General features: G+C 65.6%; 19 protein-coding genes and 1 tRNA gene. 10 read left to right on the forward strand and 10 right to left on the reverse strand.

Annotated features, from left to right (window positions below):
* Positions 1-5: 5 nt before the first annotated feature.
* The 3 genes from ASE49_RS04575 to ASE49_RS04585 all read right to left on the reverse strand — a co-directional run bounded on the left by ASE49_RS04575 (position 6) and on the right by ASE49_RS04585 (position 3,295).
* Positions 6-1,343: a HAMP domain-containing sensor histidine kinase gene (locus tag ASE49_RS04575; protein ID WP_056768939.1), complete on the reverse strand. Its 1,338-nt coding sequence runs from the start codon at positions 1,341-1,343 to the stop codon at positions 6-8.
* Entirely contained in the window at positions 1,340-2,017 is a 678-nt protein-coding gene (locus ASE49_RS04580) for a response regulator transcription factor (RefSeq protein ID WP_200921965.1), read from the reverse strand. Before ASE49_RS04580 ends, ASE49_RS04575 begins: the two co-directional genes overlap by 4 nt.
* A gap of 84 nt (positions 2,018-2,101) precedes the next feature.
* On the reverse strand, positions 2,102-3,295 hold the full coding sequence (locus ASE49_RS04585) for a DUF2252 family protein (protein ID WP_056768940.1): 1,194 nt from the start codon (positions 3,293-3,295) through the stop codon (positions 2,102-2,104).
* 241 nt (positions 3,296-3,536) lie between these two features.
* On the opposite strand from ASE49_RS04585, the gene ASE49_RS04590 reads away from it, so the two are divergent.
* Positions 3,537-3,770 (forward strand): hypothetical protein, encoded by a 234-nt coding sequence (locus tag ASE49_RS04590; protein ID WP_056768941.1) that lies wholly within the window; start codon positions 3,537-3,539, stop codon positions 3,768-3,770.
* 22 nt (positions 3,771-3,792) lie between these two features.
* A complete protein-coding gene (locus ASE49_RS04595) occupies positions 3,793-4,557 on the forward strand; it encodes a Crp/Fnr family transcriptional regulator (protein ID WP_056768942.1) in 765 nt (254 codons plus the stop codon).
* Positions 4,558-4,583: 26 nt separating this feature from the next.
* Here the strand turns inward: ASE49_RS04595 and ASE49_RS04600 are convergent, their stop codons facing one another.
* The 3 genes from ASE49_RS04600 to ASE49_RS04610 are packed head-to-tail and all read right to left on the reverse strand — an operon-like array spanning position 4,584 to position 8,618.
* The gene (locus tag ASE49_RS04600) at positions 4,584-6,062 is read right to left on the reverse strand and encodes a glycerol kinase (protein WP_156370107.1); all 1,479 of its coding nucleotides are present in this window, start codon (positions 6,060-6,062) and stop codon (positions 4,584-4,586) included.
* Positions 6,059-7,543 (reverse strand): glycerol-3-phosphate dehydrogenase, encoded by a 1,485-nt coding sequence (locus ASE49_RS04605; RefSeq protein WP_056768944.1) that lies wholly within the window; start codon positions 7,541-7,543, stop codon positions 6,059-6,061. The genes ASE49_RS04600 and ASE49_RS04605 overlap by 4 nt, the downstream gene beginning before the upstream one ends.
* Positions 7,544-7,550: 7 nt before the next feature.
* Positions 7,551-8,618 (reverse strand): YeiH family protein, encoded by a 1,068-nt coding sequence (locus ASE49_RS04610; protein ID WP_056768945.1) that lies wholly within the window; start codon positions 8,616-8,618, stop codon positions 7,551-7,553.
* 162 nt (positions 8,619-8,780) lie between these two features.
* Here ASE49_RS04610 and ASE49_RS04615 point away from each other — a divergent pair, with 162 nt between their 5' ends.
* Positions 8,781-10,073: an MFS transporter gene (locus ASE49_RS04615; RefSeq protein ID WP_082456301.1), complete on the forward strand. Its 1,293-nt coding sequence runs from the start codon at positions 8,781-8,783 to the stop codon at positions 10,071-10,073.
* 475 nt (positions 10,074-10,548) lie between these two features.
* Here the strand turns inward: ASE49_RS04615 and ASE49_RS04620 are convergent, their stop codons facing one another.
* Entirely contained in the window at positions 10,549-12,855 is a 2,307-nt protein-coding gene (locus tag ASE49_RS04620) for a TonB-dependent receptor (RefSeq protein WP_056768946.1), read from the reverse strand.
* Between the two features lie 172 nt (positions 12,856-13,027).
* Here ASE49_RS04620 and ASE49_RS04625 point away from each other — a divergent pair, with 172 nt between their 5' ends.
* Genes ASE49_RS04625 through ASE49_RS04650 form a run of 6 tightly spaced genes read left to right on the forward strand, consistent with a single transcriptional unit; the run spans position 13,028 to position 19,655 of the window.
* Complete coding sequence (locus ASE49_RS04625; RefSeq protein WP_082456302.1) at positions 13,028-15,019, forward strand: alpha-glucosidase; 1,992 nt, start codon at positions 13,028-13,030, stop codon at positions 15,017-15,019.
* Positions 15,016-16,032: a LacI family DNA-binding transcriptional regulator gene (locus ASE49_RS04630; protein ID WP_056768947.1), complete on the forward strand. Its 1,017-nt coding sequence runs from the start codon at positions 15,016-15,018 to the stop codon at positions 16,030-16,032. Before ASE49_RS04625 ends, ASE49_RS04630 begins: the two co-directional genes overlap by 4 nt.
* A 12-nt stretch (positions 16,033-16,044) precedes the next feature.
* On the forward strand, positions 16,045-16,953 hold the full coding sequence (locus ASE49_RS04635) for an aldo/keto reductase (protein WP_056768948.1): 909 nt from the start codon (positions 16,045-16,047) through the stop codon (positions 16,951-16,953).
* Positions 16,950-18,026, forward strand: coding sequence for an LLM class flavin-dependent oxidoreductase (locus ASE49_RS04640; protein ID WP_056768949.1), 1,077 nt, complete (start codon positions 16,950-16,952; stop codon positions 18,024-18,026). Before ASE49_RS04635 ends, ASE49_RS04640 begins: the two co-directional genes overlap by 4 nt.
* Before the next feature lie 16 nt (positions 18,027-18,042).
* Positions 18,043-19,278 (forward strand): molybdopterin-dependent oxidoreductase, encoded by a 1,236-nt coding sequence (locus ASE49_RS04645; protein WP_056768950.1) that lies wholly within the window; start codon positions 18,043-18,045, stop codon positions 19,276-19,278.
* The gene (locus ASE49_RS04650; protein WP_056768951.1) at positions 19,278-19,655 is read left to right on the forward strand and encodes a hypothetical protein; all 378 of its coding nucleotides are present in this window, start codon (positions 19,278-19,280) and stop codon (positions 19,653-19,655) included. Before ASE49_RS04645 ends, ASE49_RS04650 begins: the two co-directional genes overlap by 1 nt.
* 47 nt (positions 19,656-19,702) lie before the next feature.
* Here ASE49_RS04650 and ASE49_RS04655 read toward each other — a convergent pair whose 3' ends face one another.
* Together ASE49_RS04655 and ASE49_RS04660 are read right to left on the reverse strand one after the other, a co-directional pair.
* Positions 19,703-20,725, reverse strand: coding sequence for a quinone oxidoreductase family protein (locus ASE49_RS04655; protein WP_056768971.1), 1,023 nt, complete (start codon positions 20,723-20,725; stop codon positions 19,703-19,705).
* 68 nt (positions 20,726-20,793) lie between these two features.
* Complete coding sequence (locus ASE49_RS04660; RefSeq protein ID WP_056768952.1) at positions 20,794-22,200, reverse strand: amidase; 1,407 nt, start codon at positions 22,198-22,200, stop codon at positions 20,794-20,796.
* Positions 22,201-22,250: 50 nt separating this feature from the next.
* On the opposite strand from ASE49_RS04660, the gene ASE49_RS04665 reads away from it, so the two are divergent.
* Complete coding sequence (locus ASE49_RS04665; RefSeq protein ID WP_056768953.1) at positions 22,251-22,823, forward strand: TetR/AcrR family transcriptional regulator; 573 nt, start codon at positions 22,251-22,253, stop codon at positions 22,821-22,823.
* A 530-nt stretch (positions 22,824-23,353) separates the two neighbouring features.
* Here the strand turns inward: ASE49_RS04665 and ASE49_RS04670 are convergent.
* Positions 23,354-23,430, reverse strand: a tRNA-Met gene (locus ASE49_RS04670).
* Positions 23,431-23,438: the final 8 nt, after the last annotated feature.

A 23,438-nucleotide genomic window follows, 5' to 3' on the forward strand; every position in this document is an offset into this window, starting at 1 on the left:
CGCGGTCAGGCCGGCAGGGTCACGACGATCCGCAAGCCCGGCTCGGCGTTTTCAAGCCTCAGGCTACCATGATGCAGCCGGGCGATGGCATCCGCCAACGGCAGACCCAGTCCATGCCCTGCGGTTTCGCCGGAGCGGCCGGCCCTGCCGAACCGCCGCATCACCACCGCTCGCTGGTCTGCCGGGATGCCCGGGCCATCGTCGGTGATGGTGAGTTTCACCGCATGGTCATCACGGGCCACGGCGATGCGGATCGCGGTTCCTTCCGGCGTGTGGCGAACTGCATTCTCGGTCAGGTTTGCCACCAGCTGGAGCAGGAGTTGCCTGTCGCCATGCAGCGGAGCATCGGCGCGCGCAAGCGCGATGGACTGCCAGCGCTCGTCCGCCAGCGGCTGCACCATCTCCACCACTTCTGCCACCAGTTCGGACACATCGAGCGGCGCGAAGCCCGACCGGCGCGAGCCACTGTCGATCTCGGCAATGCGCAGCATGGCGGAAAACATCGCCAGCAGTTCATCTGCCTGCTCGCGCGCCACCTGCAGCCGGGCGTGAACAGGCTCGGCCTCGGCATCAAGCTCCAGCACGGCCAGCGCATTGCGCAGCCGCGCCAGGGGCGTGCGCATCTCGTGCGCGATATCGTTGGAAACATTGCGCACTTCGCCAACCAGCACGCCGATGCGATCCAGCATGCGGTTGAAGGCTGCGGCTTGCTGGTCAAACTCTCCACCATCGCCGGACACCGGCACGCGGCGGGACAAATCGCCTTCGATGATGGATTCGGCGGTTTGCCGCACCTGCGCAATTCTCCTGCCCACCAAGCTGCGAAACGTGAGCAGTCCGGCAAGAACGACAAGGATGATCGCACCGAAGCCGGCGATGTAAATCAACCGGCGGGCCGAAACGTAATCGTCGAAAGGCTCGGTTTCCGCGAATACCGCAAGCCTCATGCCGCGGGAAATCGGACGCATGAACACGCGCCCCGCGCTCAACCCCTCGATGCTGTCGGCCTTGTCGAGCGACGAGAATCCGACCGGTATCGCGCGCGAGAGGCGGGTGTTGCCGGCAATCGCACGCCCCTGCCCGTCCGTCAGCAGAATGCCTAGGTCAGCGGTATCGCGGCGTCCCGTCAGTTCCTGAATGCGACGGCGCAGGTCTTCGCGGCTGACGGCGGCGTCCTTCGGCGCGATCTCGTAACTTTCCAGCGCGATGCGGCGATCCACGAGCTGGTTGATGGCCGTGCGCGCGGCGTGGAAGGTGCCGAACCCCGCGATCGTCGTCACGGCCAAAAACAGCACCAGGAAGGTGACCGTCAGGCCATGCAGGGATCGCGGCAGCAGCTTCATGCCCGCAGCACATATCCTATTCCGCGAACCGTACTGATCGGATCGTCACCATACTGGACCAACTTCAGCCGCAACTGGCGGATATGCGCATCGACGATGTTGGTCGTCGTCACAAAGTCCGCACCCCATACCCGCTCGATCAGCATGGCCCGCGTCAGAACCGCGCCTGCTTCGCGCGCCAATTCCAGCAGCAGTTTGAATTCGGTGGGCGACAGCGACAAGGGCTGGCCATCGCGCCACGCCATCACCCGCGTGGGGCTTACCACGATGTCGCCGGCGGCAATGGTGTTCGCTGGCTTTCCGCCTGCCTTGCGGGCACGCATCAGGGCCTGCAGCCGTGCGTTCAGTTCCAGCGGATCGACCGGTTTGACCACGTAATCGTCAGCGCCGGTTTCAAGGCCCTGTACTTTGTCGAAAGTATGGCTGAGCGCGGTGAGCATCAGCACCGGCAGGTCCATGCCGTCCGCCCGCAACTGGCGCAGCGCTTCCACACCGTCCATGCCGGGCAACATCCAGTCCAGGATCACGATGTCGAACGCATGCCGGCTCACCAGCGCCAGCGCCGCCGCGCCATCGCCTGCCGCCTGAACCGTGTGTCCGAACCCGGTCAACTGGTCAAAAAGTTGGCGTTGAAGATGCGGGTCATCTTCCACCAGAAGAACGTCCAGGCTCATGGTCGTGCGTGCATCTCTGTCATGGCTGCCGATGGTCTATATGGCGTTGCGGCCTGAACACGAAGCACCGATTGGCGCGGGCATTCAAACCTCCATCGCATAGCGCCGACAATGCTCCAGATAGCCGCTCTCATGACAGCCGGCCAGCCACACGATGCTCTCCCACAGCCAGGACGGCGCATCGATGGTATAATGCCGATCAGCGCCCAGCTGGCGCAGCCACGCCGCGCGCGTGGCTTCATCCATCTGCCGGGCGTGCGCCTTGCCGACGACGAACGCCAGGTAGCGAGCCGCGCGCGCCGCCTGCTTTTCGCTGAACTGATCGACCTCCAGCTTCAAGTCGCGCGGGGTCAGTTCGCGAATGAACATCGCATGGCCAATCATGTGCACCGGCACGATCCTTTGTCCCAGATGCGGCGACATCGCCCGCGCGGCGGCCACCACGCGCTGCGCATTGTCGCCCGGCATCGCCAGAGGGTCTGTCGTGGGGGCGATCGGTGCGATCGCTTCCTTCACGTCCATCAAGGCGTAACGGGGCGCGTCGGCGTCATTGCGGATTTCCAGCAGAACTGCATAGCGCAGCAGGCCCAGCGAGCTGCACCCCTTCATCCAGTAGGCCGCGTCGATCATCCGCAAGGATCGATCGCCCGCGTTGCGATCGAATGCCAGCACCTGGTCGATCACTGCGGGGTCGGCAAACATCGCGCCGAGGGCATCGCGTTCGTCCTCGTCGATTACCCAGAACTTGCGGCCAAGCGGAATGGTCGGCGTTTCATCACCCAGACGCTCCCGCGCCAGATGGCGCCAGCGCCGCGCCCAGGCTTTGCGGCGCACGCTGCGCACCGCGCTGGGCTCCGAGCCGGGATCGCCATCTTCAGGATCCATCATGGCGGCGGCATAGCCATCCATCATCTCTTCCATCATGCGGGCGGTCGCCACGCCGGGCAGGTCCGAGCCGCGCGCCGCCGTTGCCAGCGACAGGCCCAGCCGCACGAGATCGTGCGCCGGGTTGCCGATCACCGCCTGATCCAGGTCGCGAATCTGGATGTCGACTTCGCCGTCGCCATCCGCGATCGGCCCCAGATTGCCGAGATGGCAGTCCCCGCATATCCACACCGGCGGCCCTTGCGGAAAATCCGCAGCCGCTGGGGATAGGGCTAGCCACTCATAGAACTTTACGGTGCTGCCGCGCACATAGGCGTGGGCGGAACGGGCCATCTTGAGCCTGCGGGCGGCATCGAGAACGGGAAGTCGGTCGGCAGGGGAAGCGCCCGGCATATTTTCTTGAAACCTTGCTGGAGAGAGCACGGCAAACGCGCTCCACCAACATTTGTGACAAAACTTTGCGCAAAAATAAGTGCTCTGAATGGGCAATATCGCGCAAGCCATTCAAAAGCGGTGCAAATCGGTAAATCAGCGGTTCCAGCAGCGGTTCGGAGCCCCAGAAGACGGGGAACGATCCCCTCATCACGCCGTTTGCTTGGTCGCGGTATTCCTAAACAGATCGAAAGCAGGCCCGATGACAGACCCCACCCAGCGCCCCACCGACAAATCGGCGCCGACCGACGAACATGTCGATGAGGAACTGAACCCGGGCCAGAATACGCAGGCTACCGGCGGCGCTGGTGCGAATCCGAACCCAACCCATCTTGAAATCGAAAAGCGCATGCCGCTGGGCCGCAAGGACCACGTACAGGCGGGCACCGCGCGTGATCCCAAGCATCTGCCGGAAGGCACCGGCCAAAACCAGTGAAACGACATAGCGGGCGGGTACGATGAACCTTCACGTTCCCCATCTTATGGTGGGCACCGACATCCAGATTGAACGGCACTTTCTCAGGCTGCGCGCAAGGGGCGATGTATCTGCCGAAGAGGAGCAGGCGATCCGATCGGCGATCGGGGAGATTCGCGAGTATCCGGCGCAGCATGTCGTCATCCCCGCCTATGTCGAGCAAGGCTACAGCACGCTCCTGCTTGAAGGTATCATGTGCCGGTATAAGGACTTGCGGGATGGCCAGCGCCAGGTCACCGAACTGCACGTGTCAGGCGATTTCGTGGACCTGCACAGCTTCACCCTGAAATATCTCGATCACGATGTGATGACCTTGAGCCCGTGCCGCGTGGCGCGGGTGCCGCATGAAAACCTGCGCCGCATCACCGAGCAGCTTCCCAACCTGACGCGCCTGTACTGGTTCAGCACCAATCTTGATGCTGCCATTCACCGTGAATGGGAAGTGTCCCTTGGCCGGCGAACCGGACGGGCCCGAGTGGCGATGCTGTTGTGCGAACTGCAGGCGCGCCTCAAGATCGTCGGCCTGGCAGACGACACCGGCTACGAACTGAGCCTGACGCAAACCGAAATCTCCGAATGCGTCGGCCTGACCAACGTTCACGTCAACCGTGTGCTGCGGGAACTGCGCCAGTCCGGCATTGTCGATCTGCGGGGCGGGCGCGTCGCCATCACCAATCTGGCGGCGTTGCGAGATGCCGCCGAGTTCGATCCGCGCTATCTCTACCTGGACCACCGCCACGACCAATAAGGCGCGCTATCGAATGCGCGCGCAATTTAGCCCATGCCCTCGATAAGCCGGCGCACCCCATCCTGCCACAAGGCAATGCGTGTCGACCGCGCCCCGGCCCCGCTACCCGGCGTAAACCGGGTGAGTGCGCCGCCCATCGTCATCGCGCCTTCAAGCGATGCGTGAATGCCCACGCCCACCCCGGCCAGCATTGCCGCACCCAGTGCGGTCGTCTCGGTGTCAGCCGGGCGCTCGACCGTCAGGGCCAGGATGTCGGCGAGATCCTGCGCGATCCAGTCGTTGGCGCTCATGCCTCCGTCGATGCGCAGCGTCGTCCAGGCGGCGCCGTCGGCAGCGAAGGCGGCCTGCAGGTCGTGGCACTGGTGGGCAAGCGACTCCATCGCGGCGCGCACGATGTGAGCGCGGCTGGTGCCCTGGGTGAGCCCGGTGAGGACGCCGGTCGCATCGGGCTTCCAGTGCGGCGCGCCCAGCCCCGCCAGCGCGGGAACGAACAGGACGCCGCCATTGTCCGGCACCGCGCGCGCCAAGTCCGCGCTTTCGGCGGCGGTGCGGATGACGCCCAGTTCGTCACGTAGCCACTTGATGAGACTGCCCGCCACGAAGATCGAGCCTTCCAGCGCATACATGCGTTGCCCGTCCTGCTGGCACAGTACGGTGCCCAGCAAGCGGTGCGAAGATCGTGGCAACTTGGGCCCCATGTTGGTCAGGATGAACGCCCCGGTGCCGAAGGTCGCCTTGGTATCGCCGATGGCAAGGCAGTGCTGGCCGATCGTTGCGGCCTGCTGATCCCCGGCAAGGCCGCTGATCGGGATCGGCGCACCCAGCAGCGCGGCATCGCAGTGGCCGACAATCCCGGCGGTATCGACGACCCGTGGCAGCGCCGCGCGGGGCACGCCGAACAGGGCGAGCAGGTCTTCGTCCCAGTCCGGCCCGTCCAGCGCCAGCAACTGCGTGCGGCTAGCATTGCTGGCATCCGACACATGCAGACCGCCGGTCAGGTTCCACACCAGCCAGCTTTCCACCGTGCCCAGCGCCAGCCGGTCCCCCAGCGCGCGCGCTTCGGGCACGTTGTCCAGGATCCAGCGCATCTTGGTACCGGAAAAATACGGGTCGATGACCAGCCCGGTCCGGGCCTGCAGCATTGCCTCATGCCCGGCCTGGCGCAACTGCGCGCACTGGGCGGCGGTGCGCCGATCCTGCCAGACGATCGCGCGGGTGATCGGCGCGCCGGTGCTGCGGTCCCACGCCACCACGGTTTCGCGCTGGTTGGTGATGCCCAGCGCCGCGATGCGATCCGCGCCGCCCACTTTGGCGATCACCGCGCGCGCGCAGGCCAGCGTCTTGTCCCAGATTTCCACGGCGTCATGCTCGACGTGGCCGGGCTCGGGATAATACTGCGTCAGTTCCGCCTGCGCGACGTGCAGGATCGCTCCGTCCGGCGCATAGACGATCGCGCGGGTGGACGTGGTCCCCTCGTCAATGACCAGGATATGTTCGCCCATCACCGCGCCTCGCTCATGTATGCTTCCAGATGCGCCACCTGCCCAGCGTCCAGCCGCAGGCCCAGCTTGGTGCGGCGCCACAGCACGTCTTGCGCGGTCGTGGCCCATTCGCGCGCCATCAGATAGTCCACTTCCGCAGACGTCAGGCCGTGGCCGAAGTCCGTCCCCAGCATGGCCGGATCGCGTGCCTCGCCCAGCCAGGTGCGGGCCAGGGTGCCATACGCGCGGGCGATGCGGTCCACCGTGGCGGCAGCCAGGAAAGGATAGCTGCGAGCCAGATCGGCCTTCAGATCCTCGATCCCGCGCATCGGGAAATCGCCACCGGGAAGCGGCGCATCGGCGGTCCAGTCCTTGCCGGTCAGAGCGGGGACGAGGCCTTCCAGTTTCTGCACCGCATCCTTGGCGAGATGCCGGTAGGTGGTGATCTTGCCGCCGAACACCGAAAGCAGCGGCGCGGCGCCCTGCGGGTCCAGGTCGAGATCGAAGCTGTATCCGCGCGTCGCCGCCTCGGGCTTGCCCGAACCGTCGTCTATCAGCGGGCGCACGCCGGAATAGCTCCACACCACATCGGCGGGGGTGATGGCCTTGGCGAAATAGGCATTGGACGCCTCGCACAAGTAGGCGATTTCCTCGGCGCTGGCCTTCACCTCGCTCAAGGCGCCTTCATGGTCGCGGTCGGTCGTGCCGATCAGGGTGAAGTCGTCCTGATAGGGGATGGCGAAGAAGATGCGCCCGTCCGGGATCTGGAAGAAATAGGCGTAGTCATGGTCGAACAGGCGCCTCACCACGATGTGTGAGCCGCGCACCAGCCGCATGCGCCGCGCGGTCGTCTCCCCGGCGCGGCCCAGCAGATCCAGCACCGCAGGACCGGCGGCGTTGACCACCGCCTTCGTGCGAAAACGACTCGCGCCGCTGCGGATCGACCACTCTGCGCCCATCCGTTCCAGCCCATCCACCGGGGTGCGCGTCAGGATCGTCGCGCCCCGGTCCGCCGCGTCGCGGGCGTTGAGGACGACGAGGCGGGCATCGTCTACCCAGCCGTCAGAATAGACGAAGGCCGTACCAAAGCCGGCTTTCAGCGGCTTGCCCGCCGGATGCCGGTGCAGGTCGATGGACTCGGTGGCGGGCAACGCGCGGCGACCGCCGATGTGGTCGTACAGGAACAGGCCAAGGCGCAGCAGCCAGCGCGGGCGCAGGCCTTTCACGTGCGGCAGCACGAAGCGCATCGGCCAGATGATATGCGGGGCGATAGCCCACAGCCGCTCGCGCTCCGACAGCGCCTCACGCACGAGCGCGAACTCGTAATGCTCCAGGTAGCGCAGGCCGCCGTGGATCAGCTTGGTGGAGGCAGACGACGTGCCGCCGGCCAGGTCGCCCTGCTCCAGCAGCAGCACGCTGGCGCCGCGCCCGGCAGCGTCACGGGCGATGCCGCAGCCGTTCACGCCGCCGCCGATGATCGCGATATCGTACAGGGTTTCGCTCATAGGTCTCTCACAGGATCATCATGCTGAACGCCAGAGACACCAGCAGGGATGCCAGCGTTGCGGCAACGACCGGCATCGCTGACCGCCAGCCCATCTGCATCACCAGGTCCAGACGCGAGCGCATGGCCGTGGCCGTGACCGCCAGCAGCAGCAGCGCCTTGGACAACGTCAGCGTGGCATGGGCCACCACGTGCGGCACCGTGACCAGCGAATTGACCACGACGACGGCCAGGAACAGCGTAATGAACCAGGGCATCGCCAGCTTCCTGATCCAGTGCCGCCCGGCCGCCTCCTCATCCGACACCACGAGAGAAACGATCGCCACCACCGGCGCCAACAGCGCCACGCGGGAAAGCTTGACGATAGTGGCATAGCTGCCGGCAACGTCGGAATAGGCATAGCCGCCGCCGATCGCCTGCGCGACATCGTGGATCGAAGCGCCGATCAGGAAGCCCGCCTGCCGGTCGTCAAGATGGAGCAGGCCGGCCAGCGGCGGATAGAACGACATCGCCAGCGCCGAGGCCAGCGAGATCACCACCAGCGTCAGCGCGAACTGCGCCTGGCTGACCCGCTTTGGCCCCAGCACGCCGAACAGCGCCAGCGCCGCCGAAGCGCCGCAGATCGCGGTCGCGCCGCCTGCCAGCAGGCCGATCGCGGTGGAGGCGCCATTCAGCCGCGCCACCAGCAGCGCCGTGCCCATTGCAGCGGCCATCACCGTCAGCAGCGCCAGGAACGGCACCGGGCCAAGATCACCGATCTGCGCGATGGTCACTTGCGTGCCCAGCACCACGATGCCCCAGCGCAGGCACGCCTTGGAGACGAAATCGAGGCCCGGATGCGTGCGCGCCTCGCTAGTGACGAAGTTCAGCGACAGGCCGATCAGCAGGCCCATCAGGATGATCGGCGCGCCGTAATGCTCGGAAAGCCACGCGGCGGCGATGCTGGCGATGCCGCAGATGGCAAGGCCTGGCCACAGCAGCTTCCACGCGTCCAGCCGCCGGCGCGGCGCGGACGCGGCGCTGTGATGGGCCAGGAACATCTCACCATAAAGGTCGCCGGCGTGATCTGTGCTCACCTGTGCTCGTCTCCCGACTGCATCCTTCGCGATGAAGATGCTTGCTGTCTGTCCTGCGGTGTCATATCGACCTGTATGGCCATGCGCACAGCGGAGCAAGCGCTTTGCGCGCGCGGGTCCATGAATTGTCGCCAATGAAGCGGCGGGCTATGGGAGAGCCGAATGACGATACACGAACCGCAGGGCGCCGCGCCCCCGCCCGCGCCATCGCTTGCCGATGGCGCGATAGAACCGCCGGCAGATCGCGGTGCCGTTCGGGCGCAGAACGTGCTGATCGGGCTGATCTTCCTGGCGACCGCGCTGAATTACGTCGATCGGCAGGTTCTGGCACTGCTCAAGCCCATGCTGGAGGCCGAATTCAATTGGACCGACCAGCAGTTTGCGCACCTGGGCTCGATCTTCCAGCTGGCCGCGGCGGCATCGCTGCTGGGCGTGGGCTGGTTCGTCGACCGGTTCGGCGTGCGCTTCGCCTACGGGTTTGCCGTGGCGGTGTGGAGCCTGGCGGGCATGGCCCATGCGCTGGCCGCCAGCGTGCAGCAGTTCGTGATCGCCCGCGCGGTGCTGGCGACGGCTGAATCGGTCAACACCCCCGCCGCGATGAAGACGGCCGCCATCTATCTGCCGATCCAGCGCCGCTCCATCGGCATCGGCATCATCAACACCGCGCCTAACATCGGCGCCATCATCACCCCCCTGCTGATCCCGCCGTTTGCGATCGCCTTCGGCTGGCGCGCCGCGTTCGTCGTCACCGGTGCCCTTGGCCTGCTGTGGCTGGCCGCTTGGCATTTCAACACCGCAAAGCTCAAGCCGATAGCCGGGCAGACTGCGACCACGCGGGGCAAGGTGGAGTGGGGCGCGATCCTGTCAGACCGGCGCACCTGGACCGTGATCGGCGCCAAGGCGTTCACCGATCTGGTTTGGTGGTTCGTGCTGTTCTGGACGCCGGACTTCTTCGCGCGCCAGTTCCATCTCAGCCAGGGCGCGCTGGGCTGGCCGATCGCGATTATCTTCACCCTTGCCGCTCTTGGCGCGGTGAGCAGCGGCGCGCTGTACCCCGCCCTGCTGCTGCGCGGCATGTCGGTGAACGCCGCCCGCAAGAGCGCGATGCTGGCCTTTGCGCTGATCGTGCTGGTCATGCCGCTGGCGCTGATCGCCACCAACCCGTGGATCGCGGCGATCTGCATCGGCATGGGTCTGTTCGCGCACCAGGGCTTTTCGACCAACATCTTCGGCATGGCGACCGAGATCATCCCCGCACGCCGGATCGCCACGGTCATCGCGCTGGGCGCGATCGGCGGCAATCTGACCGGCACCGGGATCATCGAATTTGCCGGCTGGTCGCTGGACTCGGGGCTGGGGTATGGCCCGCTTTTCGTGGTCTGCGGATCAGCCTATCTCGTGGCGCTGGCCTTCATCCACCTGATGCAGCCAAAGCTGACGACGGCGCAGGATTGAGGACACGCGGGCACGCCCGCCGGCGAACGCGAGGATAACGCCAGGGGAAAAGCAGCGGGCGGGTATGGCCGGCGCTGGGACCGCCAGCATCAGGCGGCATGCGTGTCGAGCTTGCCTGTAAAGTGCGAACGGCCGGCGAGGGGCAAACCTCAAATCTCGTCGGCACGGCCCTGTGGTGCGCGGGGATGGCGGGTCGGGCTCGCTCTCCTGCCGCCGGTCCCGGGGGCATACCCCCGTTTTCATCCACGCATCCGCTTGCGGCTTGTCCGGTCCACACCGGGCGCCGACCATGCGCGGGAGGCACGGAGTGTCAGCTACACACGTCCCGCCCCGCCGCTGCGTCGACCGAAATCGACAATGTGGCGCGTAACCTATACGGTTATAAAAGTCAAGAGCGCAAAAAGAAGCCCCGGCAGGGAGGAGGTCCGCCGGGGCTTCTCTACGAGCCTTCAGATGAGAGTGTTTGCGCCCACCCTCAGTTGAAGCGCGCCCGCAAGTTCAGGCCGGCATAGCGGTCCGCATCGCGCGGGATCATCAGCCGCTGGCCAGCCGTGGTGTTGAGCAGCACGTAGCTGTCATCCAGGATGTTCCGGACCATGAAGGTCAGGCGGTACTTGTCGTCGGCATCGGACACGCCGATGCTGGCGTTCCAGATACCGTACGGATCGATCGGGCCGCTCTCGCCAAGGTCGGAGAACTGCTTCGAAACGTGGTGCCAGTCGCTAGACAGGTACAGCTTCACCGGGCCGACGCCGACGTCATAATCGGCACCCACGGTGTAGCTGAACTTGGGCGCCAGCGGCAGGCGGGTGCCATCGCGCGCGTCCGGTGCGTTGGTGAGCGGGTTGGGGTTGAAGCGGCGCACCTTGGCATCGGCATAGGCGGCATTGGCGCGGAAGGTCAGCCCGGCGGTGGGCGCGAACGTGGCGTCAACCTCGAAGCCCTTGGAGCGCACGCTGCCCGCGTTGGTCAGGTTGGTGACCACCGCACCGTTGAGCAGCACGAAGTTGTTCGCCTGGAAGCCCTTGTAGTCCACCAGGAACGCCGTGGCGTTGATCTGCACCATGCGGTCGAAGAACTGGCTCTTCACGCCCGCTTCGAAGCTGTTCGACTTTTCAGGATCGATGGGCTGCGAGTTGGTGGGCGCCACGTGGTTGAAGAACACGTTGAACGCCGGCCCCTTGTAGCCACGCGTGTAGCTGCCGTAGACCATCACGTCGTCGGCCAGGTTGTACTGCAGCACCGCCTTGCCCGAAAAGTTGTCGGCGCTGGTGCTGCCGCGCGAGCTGTTGGTGCCGTTGCCGCCCGAAGCGATCGTGCCGCCGGCACCCAGGTTCGACAGGCCGGCACCGCTGGCCGGAAGGCCGGTAGTGGCGTTCACCGCCGGCGCGCGGGTATGCACGTAGCTCACGCTGTCATGCGTGAAGCGCCCACCCAGCGTCAGGCGCAGGCGCGAGGTGAATTCATAGGTGCTCTGCCCGAAGATCGCCCAGTTGCGGAACGACACGTCGCTGCGCGATGTGGCGGTGGGGAAAAGGGTATTGACCGTATCGCTCAGGTTGCACGGACGCCCGCCCGTTGCCGGATCGACCGGCGAGGTGCTGGTGGCGCAGGTCACGTCGCTGCGGGTAAAGTCCTGCGTGTTCTTCGAATACCACAGGAAGCCGCCGACCTGATAGGTAAGTGCCTGATTTTGCGGCGAAGCCAGGCGTACTTCGGCGGAAACCTGGTCGGTCTCCACCGTGCCGTGATCGTGCAGCTGCGGGGTGCCGACAAGCGCGCGGGGTAGGAAGTCACCGTCGCGGATTTCGGTGTTCTTCCAGTTGCGATAGCCGGTGACGATGCTGAGCGTGTGATCGGCGAACGTGTCGATGTCGGCGTTGGCGGTGAAGCTGTACTGACGGTCGAGCGAGCGGGTCTCCAGGTTCTGGTTGACCTCGCGGGTGTCCTCGCCCTGCGGAACGATGCCCAGTTCCGCGTCCAGCACGGACCCGCGCGACACGCCGGTCACTTCGGCGCAGCAATCGTCGTTGGCCTTGAAATAGTCCGCGATCAGGCGCAGGCGGCCGCCGTTGCCATCATAATCGACCAGGGCGCGCGCACCATAGTGCTCGTAGCCGTTGACCGTCTTGTCGACGGCGATGTTCTTGATATTGCCGTCGAACTTGCCGTAAAAACCGGTGATGCGCCCGGTCAGGTCCTGCGCGATGGGGCCGGAAAGGGTCACCTTGGCGCGATATTCGTCGTCCGTAGTGCCCGAAACGTTGGCTTCGGCCTCGAAGTCCTTGGTGCCGCCCTTGGACACGATGTTGACCAGGCCCGCCGATGCGTTCTTGCCGAACAGCGTGCCCTGCGGGCCGCGCAGCACTTCGAGACGGTCGAAATCGACAAGGTCGAGGAACGACTGGCCCGAGCGGCTCAGCACGATGCCGTCGACAACGGTGGACACACTGGGCTCGGCTGCGACCGAGAAACTGATGGTGCCAACGCCGCGCATCACGATGGCGCTGTTGGCGTTGGTCGTGCCCTTGCGGAAGGTGACCGACGGGACGATCGAGGTGATGTCCTCAAGGCTCTTGGCGCCGGCGCGATCCATGGCATCGCCGGTGACCGCGCTGATGGCGATCGGAACGTCCTGGATGTTCTGCTTAACCTTTTGAGCAGTAACGATAATTTCGGCAACCTGCGCCGTGGCGGGCGTAGCCGCCGCCAGCGCCAGCACGGACGCAGAAAATGCGAACACCGCGCGCTTGGCCGTACCTGTGGAATATACAGAAATCATGACTCTCCCCCTTCGTCAAACTGGATCTGTCCGGAGTTTTCACCTCAGGTCGTCCTGTTGGTTGGTTGTCCTCTTGATCGGGTCGGGCATTTCTGTCAAGCGGTGTCATATCAGACAGGACGAATGCAGCGCCTGGGTGCCACAACGAGCACAGCTTGGGGAGTTTAGGATCGTGGCGCTGACCTTCAGCATTCGAGCAAACGGGTTCGCCTGCCATCTGGCCGGGCAGGAAATCCTGTGCAGCACGCCCGAACGCCCCGCGTTTTCGGTGGCGAGCGGCCAGCCGGACGTGCGCATGGTGCGCGGCAACTTTGCCATCAGCGATATGCCGACCGGGCGGTTGGCGCTGGCGGGCCTGCGCACGGACGGCAACGATCTGCTGTTGTCAGCGGCCCCCGATGGCGCCCCGTTGCTGCGCTTGCGCGCCAGCGGCGATACGCTGCAGGTCACCGCGCTGGACGCTGCGCATGACCGCGTGTGGATAGACCTCGTCGCCCAGCCGCACGAACACGTCTGGGGCGGCGGCGAGCAGATGAGCTACCTCGACCTGTCCGGGCGGCGCTTCCCGATCTGGACCAGCGAACCGGGCGTCGGGCGCGACAAGTCGACGCAGCTTACCCGGCTGATGGACGAACAGGGCATGGCCGGCGGCGATTACTGGTGGACGAACTATCCCCAGCCCACCTTCCTGTCCTCACGGCTATACGCCTGCCATCTTGCCAGCAGCGCCTACTCCGTGCTCGATTTCACCGATGCGGCGCGCCACGGGATCGAAGTGTGGGAAGGCCGCTTCGCCCTGGAATTTTTCGCCGCGGACGACATCGCGGCGCTGGTGGGCGCGCTGTCCACCCGCTTCGGTCGCCAGCCGCCCCTGCCCGACTGGGCGATCGGCGGCGCGATCGTCGGCCTCAAGGACGGCGACGCCAGCTTTGCCCGGCTCGATGCCATCATCGCGGCGGGCGCCGAGGTCAGCGCGCTGTGGTGCGAGGACTGGATCGGCATTCGCCAGACCACGTTCGGGCGGCGCCTGTTCTGGGACTGGTCGTGGAACGCCGCACGCTATCCCGACCTTCCGGGCCGCATCGCCGCTCTGGCGCAGCGCGGGGTGCGGTTCATGGGCTATGTGAACCCCTACCTCGCCAATGACGGCGCGCAGTACCAGGAAGCGCTGGCGGGCGGGCACCTGGCCCTGCGGCAGGACAGTGACGAGCCCTACGTCGTCGATTTCGGTGAGTTCGATTGCGGCGTGGTGGACTTCACCAACCCCGCCAGCCTGGACTGGTTTGCCGAGCGCGTTATCGGACGCGAGATGCTGAACCTGGGCCTGTCCGGCTGGATGGCGGACTTCGGCGAATACCTGCCGGTGGACCTGCGCCTGCACGATGGCAGCGACCCGATGCTGGCGCACAACCGCTGGCCGGTGCTGTGGGCGCAGGCGAACGCCCGCGCCATCGCATCGCGCGGAAAGACCGGCGAGGCGGTGTTCTTCATGCGCGCCGGGTTTACAGGCGTGCAGGCATTCTGCCCTCTGCTGTGGGCGGGCGACCAGTCGGTGGACTTCACCCGGCATGACGGGATCAACACCGTGATCACCGCCGCGCTTTCGGCCGGGCTGGTCGGCAATGCCTATTCGCACAGCGACGTGGGCGGCTACACCAGTCTGCACGGCAATGTGCGCAACGCCGATCTCATCAAGCGCTGGTGCGAACTGGGTGCGTTCTCGCCGGTGATGCGCAGCCACGAAGGCAACCGCCCGGACGAGAACCTGCAGATCGATTCGACGCCAGACCTGCTGGCGTGCTTCGCAGCGATGTCGCGCGTGCACGCAAGCCTCGCGCCGTATGTGCGCCATCTCAGCGACGAGGCGGTGGCGACCGGCCTGCCGGTGCAGCGCCCGCTGTTCCTGCACTATTTCGACGACGCCCTGTTCGCGGTGCAGGACCAGTATCTGTACGGCGCGGACATGCTCGTCGCGCCCGTCGTGGAGGCCGACGCCAGCGCACGCACGGTGATCCTGCCGGGCGATGCGCCCTGGCGCCACTTGTGGTCGGGCAAGGACTTCGCGCCGGGCACCCACACGGTCGATGCGCCGTATGGCCAGCCACCGGTGTTCTATCTGCCGTCCAGCCCCTTTGCTCCCCTGTTTGCATCGCTGCAGGCATGAGCGAACGCGCCAATATCAAGGACGTCTCCGCGCTGGCAGGCGTTTCGGTAAAGACCGTCAGCCGCGTTCTGAACGGGCATCGCTATGTCAGCGGGGAAACCAAAGAGCGCGTCGAAAAGGCGATGCGCGAGCTGGAATTCCGTCCCAGCGTGGCCGCGCGCATTCTGGCCGGCACCAAGTCCGGCCAGATCGCGCTGATCTACGATAATCACAGCCCGTACTACATGAACCAGATTCAGATGGGCTGCTGGGAAGGCTGCAACCAGGCCGGCATGCGCCTGCTCGCCCAGCCGGTGGACGTGACCGGTGCCACCGTGGGCGACCAGGTGCGCGGGCTCGTCACCGAAACCCATGTCGATGGCATCGTCCTGTCCTCCCCCGTGACCGACTGCGTGGCCGTGCTGCAGGCGCTGGAGGGCATGGACATCCCCTTCGTGCGCATTTCACCAGGCACCAACCATGCGATGACATCTTCGGTATTCATGGACGATGCCCAGGCGGCGGACGACATGACCACCTACCTCATCAACAAGGGCCACCGCCGGATCGGCTTCGTGCGCGGCCACCCTAATCACATGGCCTCCGAAGAGCGCCTGTTCGGCTATCGCCGCGCGCTGGACCGGGCCGGGATCGCCTTCGAGCCCGCGCTGGTCGCCCCCGGTGCGTTCGATTTCGACAGCGGCGTGGACGCGGCCCATCGTTTCCTGAAATCGCCCCGCCGGCCCACCGCGATCTTCGCCAGCAACGACGATATGGCAGCCGGCATCCTGTCCGTCGCGCATGACATGGGGCTGGACGTGCCGGGCGATCTTTCGGTCACCGGGTTCGACGATACCACGCTGGCGCGCATGGTCTGGCCCCAGCTCACCACCATCCGCCAGCCCACCCGCGAACTGGCGCTGGCTGCCACACAGCTGTTGCTGGAGGGCGTCCACCTGACGCACCGCAGGCTTCCCCACGACCTGATTGAACGCGCATCGGTTGCCGCGATCAATCCCGATTTCCTTTCCTGACAGGATATTACCATGATGTATCTGCCTTCCCCCGAAGTCCGTCGCCCATTGGGCAAGAGCGGGATCATGGTATCGCCGCTCGCCTGGGGCAACTGGCGCCTGTGCGGCGACGATGTGCCCGGCGTCGTCACCCTGCTGCACGCCGCGCTCGATGCCGGGATCAACCTGATCGACACCGCCGACATCTACGGCCCCGACAACAACGAGGCGTTCGGCGCATCGGAAGCCTTGCTGGGCCGCGCGCTGGCCAGCGAACCGGGCCTTCGCGAAAAGCTGGTGATCGCCACCAAGGGCGGGATTTCGATGGGCGTGCCCTACGATTCCAGCGCGGGATACCTCACCTCGGCCATTGACGCGTCGCTCGCCCGCCTCGGCATCGACACCGTGGAATTGTGGCAGATCCATCGCCCTGACATCCTGACTCACCCGGCGGAGATCGCGAAAGCCATCGACGCGGCACACCAGGCGGGCAAGATCCACAGCTTCGGCGTCTCCAACTTCACCACCGCCCAGATCGCCACGCTGCAGCAGTTCATGACGCTGCCGATCGTCTCCACCCAGCCCGAATTGTCCGCGCTCAAGCTGGCGCCGATCGAGAATGGCGAACTGGACCAGGCGATCGCGATGGACATGGCGGTCATGGCGTGGTCCCCGCTGGGCGGCGGGCGCATCGCCGCGCCCAAGGACGCGCGCGCGCTCGCGGTCGCGGCGGAACTGGACGCGGTTGCCGCGGAATTCGGCGTGTCGCGTACGGCGGCGGCCTACAGCTGGATCATGGCGCACCCGGCCCGCGCCATCCCCATCATCGGATCACAAAAGGCCGAGCGGATCACACAAAGCGCCGACGCCCTCAAGGTCCGCTGGACCCGGGCGCGGTGGTACGCGGTACTGGTCGCCGCAAAAGGAGAGCCTCTGCCATGAATGCAACCTCTGACAAGACCTGCGAGGTAAGCTGGTTTTCGGCGCTGTGCGACGATGACTACGAGTTTCTCGGTCAGCCCGATCCCATGCTGGCGTCCAGCTGGGAGCATTGCCGCAATATCGTGTTGCAGGCGGAAAAAGGCGGGTTCGACAATATCCTGCTTCCCTCCGGGTATGCGCTGGGGATCGACACCACCATGTTCGCGGGCGCCATCGCTCCGATGACGGAGACGATACGCCTGCTTTGGGCGCTGCGCATGGGTGAGGACTGGCCGCCGCAGTTGGCCCGCCGCATTGCTACGCTTGACCGCATCTTGGGCGGGCGGCTGACGGTCAACATCATTTCGTCCGACCTGCCCGGCGAAAAGCTGGACAGCCGCGCGCGGTATCAGCGCACGCTGGAAGTGATGCAGATCCTCAAGATCATGCTGAACGGCGAACATCTGCAATACCAGGGCGAGTTCTATACCCTCGATCTGCCCCCGGCCCGCATCTCCACCGTCTCGGGCAAATGTCCGCCGCTCTACTTCGGCGGCTTGTCCGAAGACGCGCGCGAAGCGGCGGCCAAGGCCTGCGACGTGTACCTGATGTGGCCCGATACGATGGACAACGTGCGCGCCATCATCGCCGACATGACCGCGCGAGCCGCCAGATATGGCCGCACCCTCAAGTTCGGCTACCGTGCCCACGTTATCGTGCGCGAGACCGAGGACGAGGCCCGCACCTATGCCGACCGTCTGCTGTCCAAGCTGGACGATGCGGCCGGCGAGGCCATCCGCAGCAAGTCGCTGGATAGCGCCAGCGTGGGCGTAGCGCGCCAGGCCCAGCTGCGCTCTGCCGCCGGCGGCGACGGCTTCGTCGAGGACAACTTGTGGACCGGCATAGGCCGGGCCCGCTCGGGCTGCGGCGCGGCGATTGTCGGCGATCCCGATCAGGTCCTCGCCAAGCTGCGTGCCTATCAGGCCGAAGGCATCGATGCCTTCATCCTCTCGGGCTATCCGCATGCGGCGGAAGCGGACTTGTTCGCGCGCCATGTTCTGCCGCATATCCACCACGCGCCGCTGGTGCTCTAAGGACGGGAAGCCACGCATGGACCGCTTTGACTCTCTTCTGGCCGGAGCGATGGCGCGCCGGCGGCTCCTGGCCGGCGGCGCCCTCGGCATCGCGGCAAGCACGGCTGCACTGGCGCAGGGCAGCGGGCGGTTCATCAAGCTGGCGATGGCGGGCGGCCCGGAAAGCCGCCCCCTCGCCTCCGACTTCCCCGGCAAGGGCGAGATGATCGTCCTGCGCAACCGGCCCCCGCTGCTGGAAACGCCGATGAGCGTGTTCGACGAAAGCGTGTTCACGCCCAATGACCGCTTCTACGTGCGCTGGCACTGGGCCGACATCCCGCTCGACGTGGACGCTGCCGCGTTCCGCCTGACGATCACCGGCGGCACCCGCCCCGTGTCACTCTCCCTGCCCGACCTGCTGAAGCTGCCGCGCATGTCCTATGCAGCGGTCAACCAGTGTTCGGGCAACAGCCGCGGCCTGTTCACGCCGCGCGTGCCCGGCGCGCAATGGGCGCACGGCGCGATGGGCAATGCCCGCTGGGAAGGCGTGGCGCTCAAGACCCTGCTGGATGCGGCGGGCATTGGTGCCGACGCGAAAATCGTCGGCTTCGGCGGCCTGGATCGTCCGTTGACGGATGTCGATCCGTTCGAAAAGTCCCTCGCCCTCAATCACGCGATGGACGGCGAAGTGATGGTCGCCTTCGCGATGAACGGCGAACAGCTGCCGCTTCTCAACGGCTTCCCGCTGCGATTGATCGTGCCCGGCTGGTATTCCACCTACTGGGTCAAGGCGCTCAACCACATCGCCCTCATGGCCGGGCCGGACACCAACTACTGGATGGCCAAGGCCTATCAGATCCCCGACACGCCGGGCGCTGACGTGCCGCCGGGCACCACGACGTTTCCCAAGACCCCGATCTCTACGATGCCCCCCCGTTCGTGGATCACCAGCGTTGCGGACGGCGCACGCCTGCCGCACCGCCCCGACCTGCCCGTGGGCGGCATCGCGATGGGCGGCGATCGCGGCGTCCGGCGCGTCGAAGTCTCAGCCGATGGCGGCCAGACCTGGCGCGACGCCCGGCTCGGCCCCGACGAGGGCCGCTACAGCTTCCGCCGCTTTGACGCGGCGATGCAGCTGGGCGCTAAGGGGCCGCATGCGCTGATGAGCCGGTGCACCAATGCGGACGGACTTGTACAGCCGATGAAGCCGAACTGGAACCCGGGCGGCTACATGCGCAGCTGCGTCGAAACCTTGCATATCGAGACGGTCTGATGCGCATACGCCCCTATCTCGCCGCGCTGGGCCTCACCCTGCTCGCCGCCTGCGGCCCCGTGCCGGACAAGGCCATGAAGTCAGCAGTGGAGGACATAAGGCCCGTGCCCGCTCCGCTCACCACGATCCGCTCGGCCAGCATCACCCTGCCCGAGGACAACCAGACCTTCGGAGACGGGCCGGACGGCGAACTGCTGGACCGTTCGTGCCTTGCCTGCCATTCGGCCTCGATGGTCCTCTATCAGCCCCCGCTGAACAAAAAGCAGTGGGCCGCCACCGTAGACAAGATGCGCGAAGCGTATGGCGCCCCGATCGAGCCCAAAGACACCGACGCCATCATCAACGCCCTGATGGCAAAGGCCCCCGCGCGCCGCTGAGGCGGCCGGGAACGCCGATCCCATCCGCCAGCGCCCATGCGATGCGCTTAGTCTGGCAGCGGGTCGCTCCGTCCGGCGCGGGGCGTCAGCATAACCGCGCCGCGTGAATGGCCACCTTCGATATCGGCGTGCGCCTGCGCCGCTTCGGCCAGCGGATACGTACGCCAGATGTTCGGCACGATGACCCCGGCGGCCACCGCATCGAATACGGCTTTCGCACGCGCGCGATATTCGCCGATATCGGCGATATGCGCCGCCAGCCCGGGCCGTGTCAGGTAGAGCGATCCTTTGCTGTTGAGCGTATCGACCGCAACCGGGTCCGGGGTGCCGGAAGACGCGCCGAACGATACCATCAGGCCGCGCGGTCGCAGGCAATTCAGCGACGTTTCGAACGTGTCCCGCCCAATGGCATCGTAAACAACGTCCGCCTTGCGCCCGCCGGTGGCGGCCCGCACGCCTTCGGGCAGGTCGTCACGCCCCCACACCAGCACCGCCGCGCAGCCTGCCGCTTTTCCCGCCGCAATGCTTTCGGGCCGCGAGACGACCCCGATGACCGTGGCGCCAAGATGCCTGGCCCAGCGCGCCAGGATCTGGCCGACCGCGCCGGCAACGCCGTACAGCAGCACCACCGTGCCCTTGGTGACCGGGTAGGTTGCGGTAATGAGATAGTGCGCCGTCAGTCCCTTGAACAGGATCGCCGCAGCATCCCTCGCCGCCAGATCATCGGGCAACTTTAGCAGGCGGTCAGCCGGATATACGCGGCCATCCGCATACGCGCCAAGCGGCCCCAGCGCGTACGCGACACGATCGCCGATCACAAAGTCGGTCACGCCTTCGCCCAGCGCGGCGATCGTGCCGGCGCCCTCAAGACCAAGACCACCCGGCAGCGGCATCGGCACCGCGCCCTTGCGCTGGGTCACATCCAGATAGTTGACGCCGATCGCCTCGTGTTCAAGCCACACCTGCCCCGGCCCCGGCCCCGGCCCCGGCCCCGGCGCGGTGCGATCGAGGTTACGCGCCTGCAAGACCGCAGGTCCGCCGGTCCGCTCAAGCCATATTTGCGTCGTCATGACGTGGTTCCTTTTGATAGGATCAGGCGGCGCACGCGGAAAGTTGACCTTCCGCGTGCGCCGGCTGGTCAAAGCTGCGGATGCAGGCCGCGCACCGGGCTGACGCTTTCCAGCAGCGACGCCACATGCAGGATCGTGGATTCGGCAAACCAGCTGCCCACGATCTGCACGTTGATCGGCATGCCGTGCGTGCTGGTGCCAAAGCGCATCGAGACGCCCGGCAGGCCGGTGACGTTGAGCGGCACGGTCGCGCCCTGAAGATACGTGGCGTCCACCGTCTGCCCGTCGATCACGAACTGCTCGACGCCGTGCTTGTGCGCGGGGATTGGCAGGACATGCGTGATCAGCGCGTCGAACCCACGGAAATACGCCGCATACCCATCACGAATCCGCTCGGCGGCCTGCTCGGCATCGATGAAATCGGCCATCGTGGTATCGGGCAACGACAGCATGGTCCTGGCCATCTTGTACATCTGGTCCTCATGACCAGCGGTGGCTTGGCGAAAGGCGGGCTTCATCTCCATGACGTGGAGGCGGTTGAACACGTCCAGCGCAAAGTGGCGCTCCAGCGCCGGAATGCCGACCTGCTCGACATGGATGCCGATGTCCTGAAGGGCGTAGGCGGCTGCCTTTACGGTCGCGGCGACTTCCGGATCGACCGGCCCGAAGCCGGGGCCGACCATCCAGCCCACGCGCAGCGGGCGGTGGGGCTGGCCGCAGATGCCCGCGTCGAAAGGCACGGTTTGGCTCGCAAACGCGTCGTGGCCATCGGCGCCGGCAAGCTGCGAAAAGGCCAGCGCGATGTCGCGCACGGACCTTGCCATTGGGCCCACATGCCAGAAGCGGCGCGGTGCGCGCGGCCAGATGCCGGTCATCGGCACGCGGCCATGCGTCGCCTTCATCGAGGTGATGCCGGTCTGCGCCGCCGGTCCGCGTAACGAGATCGCAAGGTCAGTGCCCAGCCCGATCGGCGACATGCCGGCGGCGATCGCGGCCGATTCGCCCCCGCTCGAACCGCCCGGCGTGCGAGTCACGTCCCAGGGATTGTTAGAGCGACCGGAGAGCAGATTGTCGCTTTCGATCCAGTAGGAGAATTCGGGCAGGTTGGTCTTGCCCAGCAGGATGCCGCCTGCCCGCTTCATACGCGCCACGCTGGTGGCGTCGGCATCGGGGACGCGGCCCTTGAAGATCGGCGAACCGCGCTGGGTCAGAACGCCGGCGGTATCGATCGAATCCTTCACGGTGAAAGGCACGCCGTGCAGTGGGCCGATATCGTCGCCCGCAAGCACTGCGGCTTCTGCGGCTTTGGCTTCAGCCAGCGCCCCATCAGCGAGCGTGACAATCGCGTTGATGCCGGGGTTTGTCGCTTCGATCCGATCCAGATGCGCCTGAACCACTTCGACGGGGGACACCGCCTTCGTGCGGATCAGATCAGCCAGCTTGGTCGCGTCGGAAAAAACGATGTCATTGCTCACGAGAAATCTCCTACCTAACGTTCGTTAGGATAACTTGGCGAGGCAGGACGATGGCAGCAGTGAACGCAAAAGAGATGATTCTCACCGAAGCGCGGCGGATCGCCCAGGCGCACGGTTACAACGGCATGAATTTCCGCGAGCTGGCCGACCGGGTCGGGATCAAGCCTGCAAGTATCTACCATCACTTTGCGAGCAAGGCGGAGCTGGGGGCGGCAGTCGCCAAGCGCTATTGGGAGGATGCTGCAGCCAATCTCGATGTCATTCGCCGCGAGGAGCAGGAGGACCCCAAAGCGGCCCTGCGGCGATACCCGGAGGTTTTCCGCCGCTCGCTGGAAAGCGAAAACCGCCTGTGCCTGGGCAGCTTCATGTCGGCAGAGCATGACGATCTGCCCGAAGCGGTAATGCAGGAAGTGCAGACGTTTACGGACGTCAACGTGGCGTGGCTCAGCCAGGTGCTGATTGCGGCAAATATTGTCGATGGGCAGGAGGCATCCGAAACCAGAGCGCGTGCGATCTTCGCCGCGATCGCCGGCGCACAATTGATGGCCCGCAGCCGGTCCGACATCACGGTGTTCGATGGGCTCGTTGAGACTTACCGCTCAACCGGACTGCTCCCGCAGTGAGCCGCTATGACCCCGGTAGACCAGCATATGACGGCATCGAGACCGGACGATTATGACACCGCTGAAGACGCAGCACTCTACCGCGCCGCGTCCAAAACCTGCGGTCAGTAGTCGGTAGCTTTGTGCATTCACGCTCACGGTGCCGACGACGGCCGCAAATAGGCCCATAGAATAAAAGCCAATGCCCATAGCGCCTACACCAATCGCCACCAGGCTTGCCCCGCTGTCCACCGTGGATGTCTTTACCCATCTTGTGCCAGCGCCGGACGAATACATCGGCGCGCAACGTTGGGTTCTCGCGCATTTCCGCTTCCCTGTGCATGGCACGGATCGTGGCGATCATGTGGCCTTTGGCGGACACGTCGATTAGCGATTATGTTACGCCATCATGCTTTCTAGGTCAGTGTTCTGCCGGTCACACCTGTTCGCAAGGGACGCTGCAGGCGCATAATTTGGGCGATAGGCGGCAGAAATTATTCATGAAAAGGCCGCCCTGAGTATTGCTCGGACGGCTTTGATATTTGTTTTATTGGTTGCGGGGGCAGGATTTGAACCTGCGACCTTCAGGTTATGAGCCTGACGAGCTACCGGGCTGCTCCACCCCGCGTCACCATG

The sequence above is a fragment of the Novosphingobium sp. Leaf2 genome, from assembly GCF_001421325.1.
Taxonomy (GTDB): Bacteria; Pseudomonadota; Alphaproteobacteria; order Sphingomonadales; family Sphingomonadaceae; genus Novosphingobium.

Excerpts from the sequence above, each read along its gene's own strand:
- ASE49_RS04575 (WP_056768939.1), bottom strand. The coding sequence starts at position 1,343 with ATGAAGCTGCTGCCGCGATCCCTGCATGGCCTGACGGTCACCTTCCTG.
- ASE49_RS04580 (WP_200921965.1), bottom strand. The coding sequence starts at position 2,017 with ATGAGCCTGGACGTTCTTCTGGTGGAAGATGACCCGCATCTTCAACGC.
- ASE49_RS04585 (WP_056768940.1), bottom strand. The coding sequence starts at position 3,295 with ATGCCGGGCGCTTCCCCTGCCGACCGACTTCCCGTTCTCGATGCCGCC.
- ASE49_RS04590 (WP_056768941.1), top strand. The coding sequence starts at position 3,537 with ATGACAGACCCCACCCAGCGCCCCACCGACAAATCGGCGCCGACCGAC.
- ASE49_RS04595 (WP_056768942.1), top strand. The coding sequence starts at position 3,793 with ATGAACCTTCACGTTCCCCATCTTATGGTGGGCACCGACATCCAGATT.
- ASE49_RS04605 (WP_056768944.1), bottom strand. The coding sequence starts at position 7,543 with ATGAGCGAAACCCTGTACGATATCGCGATCATCGGCGGCGGCGTGAAC.
- ASE49_RS04615 (WP_082456301.1), top strand. The coding sequence starts at position 8,781 with ATGACGATACACGAACCGCAGGGCGCCGCGCCCCCGCCCGCGCCATCG.
- ASE49_RS04620 (WP_056768946.1), bottom strand. The coding sequence starts at position 12,855 with ATGATTTCTGTATATTCCACAGGTACGGCCAAGCGCGCGGTGTTCGCA.
- ASE49_RS04630 (WP_056768947.1), top strand. The coding sequence starts at position 15,016 with ATGAGCGAACGCGCCAATATCAAGGACGTCTCCGCGCTGGCAGGCGTT.
- ASE49_RS04635 (WP_056768948.1), top strand. The coding sequence starts at position 16,045 with ATGATGTATCTGCCTTCCCCCGAAGTCCGTCGCCCATTGGGCAAGAGC.
- ASE49_RS04640 (WP_056768949.1), top strand. The coding sequence starts at position 16,950 with ATGAATGCAACCTCTGACAAGACCTGCGAGGTAAGCTGGTTTTCGGCG.
- ASE49_RS04645 (WP_056768950.1), top strand. The coding sequence starts at position 18,043 with ATGGACCGCTTTGACTCTCTTCTGGCCGGAGCGATGGCGCGCCGGCGG.
- ASE49_RS04650 (WP_056768951.1), top strand. The coding sequence starts at position 19,278 with ATGCGCATACGCCCCTATCTCGCCGCGCTGGGCCTCACCCTGCTCGCC.
- ASE49_RS04655 (WP_056768971.1), bottom strand. The coding sequence starts at position 20,725 with ATGACGACGCAAATATGGCTTGAGCGGACCGGCGGACCTGCGGTCTTG.
- ASE49_RS04665 (WP_056768953.1), top strand. The coding sequence starts at position 22,251 with ATGGCAGCAGTGAACGCAAAAGAGATGATTCTCACCGAAGCGCGGCGG.